This window comes from Teichococcus wenyumeiae, from assembly GCF_003696345.1.
In the GTDB taxonomy this organism is placed as follows: Bacteria; Pseudomonadota; Alphaproteobacteria; order Acetobacterales; family Acetobacteraceae; genus Pseudoroseomonas; species Pseudoroseomonas wenyumeiae.
Genome location: NZ_RFLX01000146.1, coordinates 1 through 1,240 on the forward strand (window position 1 = coordinate 1; position 1,240 = coordinate 1,240).

At 61.9% G+C, this 1,240-nt stretch carries 1 protein-coding gene; it reads left to right on the plus strand.

The features are described from left to right. Positions 1 to 61: 61 nt before the first annotated feature. A protein-coding gene (locus EBE87_RS28260) for an IS3 family transposase (protein WP_120641213.1) occupies positions 62 to 1,203 on the plus strand; the annotation gives its coding sequence in 2 pieces (ribosomal slippage) (positions 62 to 332 and positions 332 to 1,203; 1,143 coding nt in all). The last annotated feature ends 37 nt before the right edge of the window (positions 1,204 to 1,240 follow it).

Consider the following 1,240-nt stretch of genomic DNA (forward strand, 5'->3'; position numbering starts at 1 on the left):
TGGACTTCCCCGGGAGAAGTGGAGAGCGCTGAGGTAAGGTCATGAGAACCTGGAGGGTGCGATGGGAGATCCACGCCAGCGTGGCTGGACGGAGGAGTTCAAGCGTGAGGCGGTCCGACTGTTGTCGACGAGCGGGCGGCCGGTGGGCGAAGTGGCGGCCGACCTCGGGGTAGGCAAGTCGACGCTGACCCATTGGAGGCGTCGCCTGCAGGAGACGGAGCTGCTGGCCGGCCCTCACCTGGATGCGGAGAAGGAGTTGGCGCGGCTCCGGCGGGAGAACGAGATCCTGCGGCAAGAACGGGACTTGCTAAAAAAAGCAACCGCCTTCTTCGCCAAGGAGACAAGTCGATGAAGTTCCGGCTCATCGATGCGGAGAAGGCGACAGCACCGGTGCCACGTCTGTGCAGTATTCTGGGCGTGAGTGCGAGCGGGTACTATGCCTGGAAGGGGAGAATAGCCAGCCGGCGGCAGCGGGAGGACCTGATCCTCCTGGCTCATATTCGCGGTCACTTCACCTGTTCCAACGAGACCTATGGCAGTCCGCGTATGCATGCCGAGCTGAAGGCCCAGGGTCTCTCGATCGGGCGCCACCGGGTGGCCCGCTTGATGCGCGACAATGGGCTGAAAGCGTTGCAGAAGCGGCGGTTCAAGCGCACCACCGACAGCCAGCACACCAATCCGGTCGCCGCAAACCTGCTGGAGCAGGACTTCACAACCACCGGGCCAAACCAGAAGTGGGGCAGCGACATCTCGTATATCTGGACAGCAGAGGGCTGGCTCTACCTGGCTATTGTGGTTGACCTGTACTCGCGCCGGATCGTCGGCTGGGCCGTGGGTGATCGCTTGAAGAAGGAACTTCCCATGGCCGCGCTGCAAAGAGCCCTGGTGTTGCGCAGACCGCCACCAGGCTTGGTGCAGCATTCCGATCGAGGTAGCCAATACTGCTCGGGCGCGTACCAGAAGATGCTTCGCGATGCGGACATCGCCATCTCGATGAGTGGCAGGGGGAACTGCTTCGACAACTCCATGGTCGAGACCGTCTTCAAGACCCTGAAGGCGGAGATGGTCTGGCGAACCACCTTCCTCACACGTCAGCAGGCCGAACTCGCCCTTGGCCGCTATATCGACAGCTTCTACAATCCGCGGCGACGGCACTCAGCACTTGGCTATCAGAGCCCTTGTGCCTTCGAGGCCGTCGCATAGTTCAACAACCGCTCTCCACTTTCCCAGGGCAAGTCCA